The sequence below is a fragment of the Pseudomonas sp. NPDC077451 genome (assembly GCF_044543345.1).
Classification (GTDB): Bacteria; Pseudomonadota; Gammaproteobacteria; order Pseudomonadales; family Pseudomonadaceae; genus Stutzerimonas.
In genome coordinates this window covers 1-2,957 of the sequence record NZ_JBITVX010000033.1, presented here as the reverse complement: position 1 = coordinate 2,957, position 2,957 = coordinate 1, and the positions used below count along the sequence as shown (strand labels likewise).

Here is a 2,957-nt window from a genome sequence, read left to right as displayed (position 1 = left end):
GTAAGCGTCCGCTCTCTACCGTCTTGACCCTCAGACTTTAATCCGCTTCAGACGCTGATTGATGTCGTCGCGGTCAAATGCCGTGGGATCGAAGGTATCGCCGTACCAGTCGAGCATGTCCAAGTATTCGGGATGTTCGGGGTCGGCAAGCGCGTCCAGAAAATCCGCGTAACCCGGTGCACCGCCGACATCCTCCGGCGGGCTGGCATTGGCGCCGTCGATGCAATACAGCACATGCGGGCACGCAATGGCCGGCAACAGCCGCTCGATCTTGATCCGGTGCTCCCAGTTGTCGCCAAAGCCATAGACGTAACGAAACGCCTTCGACCCATACAGCACCTTTGTCAGCGTCTTGCGCTGTTCCGAAACGACCGGAGGGCCCCAGTCGGGATCGGGAATACCGTAGCTTTCGCCAGCGATTTCAAACTCATGAAGATGGGTGTCACTCCAGCCCATCACCGCCTGAATAACCTGGTGCAGTTTGCTCAGGGTGATGCGCTCGGGCACGGCGACCCGGCGCCAGATGGCGGGTTTTATCCACGTCAGTTCGATGTGCAGTTGCAGGAGACGGTCGTTCGCCGGCTTGGGCAAACGGGTGACGTTGGGCATGGGTCAAGCGGCCTCATGTTCTAGGGTAGGCAGAGCAATATTCCAGGGCAGCAAGTCGTCGAGCTGATTGATTGGGTAGTCGGCGATGCGCTCCAGCACGTGCGTCAAATAAGCCTGTGGGTTCAATGCGTTGAGCTTGGCTGAACCGACCAGGCTGTAGATCGCCGCCGCTCTTTCTCCGCCTGCGTCGGAACCGGCGAACAGAAAATTCTTGCGACCCAGGGCGACTGCACGCAGGGCCCGTTCGGCGGCATTGTTGTCGATTTCAATGCGGCCATCCGCGCAGTAGCGCGTCAGCGCCTGCCAACGTGCGAGGGCATAGTGGATCGCACCGCTCAATGCCGATTTGGGCGGCAATTGCGTCAGCGTGTGATTAAGCCAGATGTGCATGTGCGCCAGCAGCGGGCTGGCTCGCCGCTGCCGCACTGCGCGTCGTTGATCGGGCGGCTGTCCGCGAATTTCCGCCTCGATGGCGTATAGCGCGCCAATCCGTTGCAGGGCCTCAGCCGCAATCGGCGAGGCCAGTGCCTTGTGCAGGTCGAAAAACTTGCGTCGAGCATGTGCCCAGCATGCCGCCTCGTGAATCGTGCCCGAGGCATAGAGTTGCGCGAAACCGGCATAGCCATCGGCTTGCAACGTCCCGGCGAAGCCCCGGAGATGGGCTCGGGGGTGCTCGCCTTTGCGATCCGGCGAGTAGGCAAACCAGACCGCCGGCGGCGTGCTACTACCTGCGGGGCGCTCGTCGCGCACATACGTCCACAAGCGTCCGGTCTTGGTTTTACCCTGGCCGGGGGCGAGCACGGCGATCGGCGTGTCGTCGGCGTGGACTTTGTTGGCGGCCATGATGTGCTGTCGCAACCGGCTGACCAATGGCTGCAAGAGCCGGCTCGCTTCGCCGATCCAGTCGGCCATGGTCGAGCGCTCCAGGGACACGCCCTCACGCGCATAGATTTCGGACTGCCGATACAGCGGCAGATGATCCACGTATTTGGACACCAGCACATGGGCCAACAATCCCGGCCCGGCAAGACCCCGGGAAATCGGTCGGCTCGGGGCCGGCACCTGCACGATCCCGTCACAGCAGCGGCAGGCCAACTTGGGCCGCACGTGGCGAATCACCTTGAAGCGCGCCGGCACGTACTCCAGAACTTCGGCCACGTCATCGCCCAGATGACGAAGTTCGCCGCCACAGCCTGGGCACTGCGCATCGGGTCGATGGACGTGGATTTCACGGGGCAAATGCTCGGGCAATGGCTTGCGGCGTACGGGTGTACGTGGGCGCGATTGGGCTGGTGGTGGCGAGGCCAATGCGGCCTGGCTGACCTGCAACTCTTCGAGCGTCAGTTGCAGTTGGTCGAGCATGCCATCGAGTTGCTCGGAACGCCGACCGAACTGCATGCGCCGCAGCTTGGCGATCATCAGTTTCAGGTGCTCGATTTCCCCGCGCTGGGCGGTAACCAAGGCTTTCAAGGCCTGGATGTCGTCAGGAAGGAAGTCGGTCGCGCAAGTCATGGCGCGATGTTACTGGTGTTCTCAAGCGTTGAACATCAGACTGCTCGTACCGGTGCGGTGCGCAGCGGTCGGCGCCAATCGATGCCCTCCAACAGCATCGCGAGTTGTGCCGTCGTCAAGGAGACGCTGCCGCTGGTGGCTTGCGGCCAGACGAAGCGCCCCTGCTCAAGCCGCTTGCAGAACAGGCACAAGCCATCGCCATCCCACCACAGCAATTTGATCCGGTCACCGCGCCGTCCCCGAAACACGAAGATCTGGCCGGAGAACGGATCCGCCTCAAGTTGGGTTTGCACCAGGGCCGCCAGGCCATCGAACCCCCGCCGCATGTCGGTGGCTCCAGCCACGATCCAGATGCGAGTCCCGATGGGCGGGGCAATCATCGCAACACCTGCTGCAAGACCAGTTGCAAGGTTTGCGGGTCGGGCACGCCCTCAATGCGCAAGGTGACCCGACCGCACTCCACAACCAGTCCGCCCGGACTCGACGGCAGTGGCATTGCCTCTTCCGCTGAGGGCGTCGGCGCCTTGCTCAGGTTGACCGGCAACAAAGTAACCTGGTGGGCAACTGGCCCCAGCTGCCCCTCCCGATAGTGACGGCGCCATTTGAAGACGAGCTTGGCGTTGACCTCATGCTCTCGGGCGATCAACGCGACGGATGCGCCGGGCAATAGCGTGGCCTCGACGACACGACGCTTGAACTCCACCGAAAAGTTGGGGCGGCGACTGCGGCGAGGAGTAGAGGGGGGCGTATCCACAATGGTGTCCACTAAAAAATGGTGGGCACCATTGTGGCTATTCGAGGCTAGGGCAGGCAGTGGGTGCAGGGCGGACGCTTAC

At 62.4% G+C, this 2,957-nt stretch carries 4 protein-coding genes; all 4 read right to left on the bottom strand.

Annotated elements, in window-relative coordinates; genetic code table 11:
- Positions 1-30: 30 nt before the first annotated feature.
- From ACIGHL_RS22735 to tnpA, 4 genes are read right to left on the bottom strand one after another with little or no spacing between them, the layout of a single operon-like run.
- Positions 31-609: a plasmid pRiA4b ORF-3 family protein gene (locus ACIGHL_RS22735; RefSeq protein ID WP_446697758.1), complete on the bottom strand. Its 579-nt coding sequence runs from the start codon at positions 607-609 to the stop codon at positions 31-33.
- 3 nt (positions 610-612) lie between these two features.
- Positions 613-2,121, bottom strand: a complete 1,509-nt coding sequence (gene tnpC / locus ACIGHL_RS22730; protein WP_033987516.1) for an IS66 family transposase — start codon at positions 2,119-2,121, stop codon at positions 613-615.
- Between the two features lie 35 nt (positions 2,122-2,156).
- Positions 2,157-2,501 carry an IS66 family insertion sequence element accessory protein TnpB gene (tnpB, locus tag ACIGHL_RS22725; RefSeq protein WP_003291615.1) on the bottom strand — a complete coding sequence of 115 codons (345 nt, stop codon included), beginning with the start codon at positions 2,499-2,501 and terminating at the stop codon, positions 2,157-2,159.
- Positions 2,498-2,875 carry an IS66-like element accessory protein TnpA gene (tnpA, locus tag ACIGHL_RS22720; RefSeq protein ID WP_216707025.1) on the bottom strand — a complete coding sequence of 126 codons (378 nt, stop codon included), beginning with the start codon at positions 2,873-2,875 and terminating at the stop codon, positions 2,498-2,500. The genes tnpB and tnpA overlap by 4 nt, the downstream gene beginning before the upstream one ends.
- Positions 2,876-2,957 lie beyond the last annotated feature (82 nt).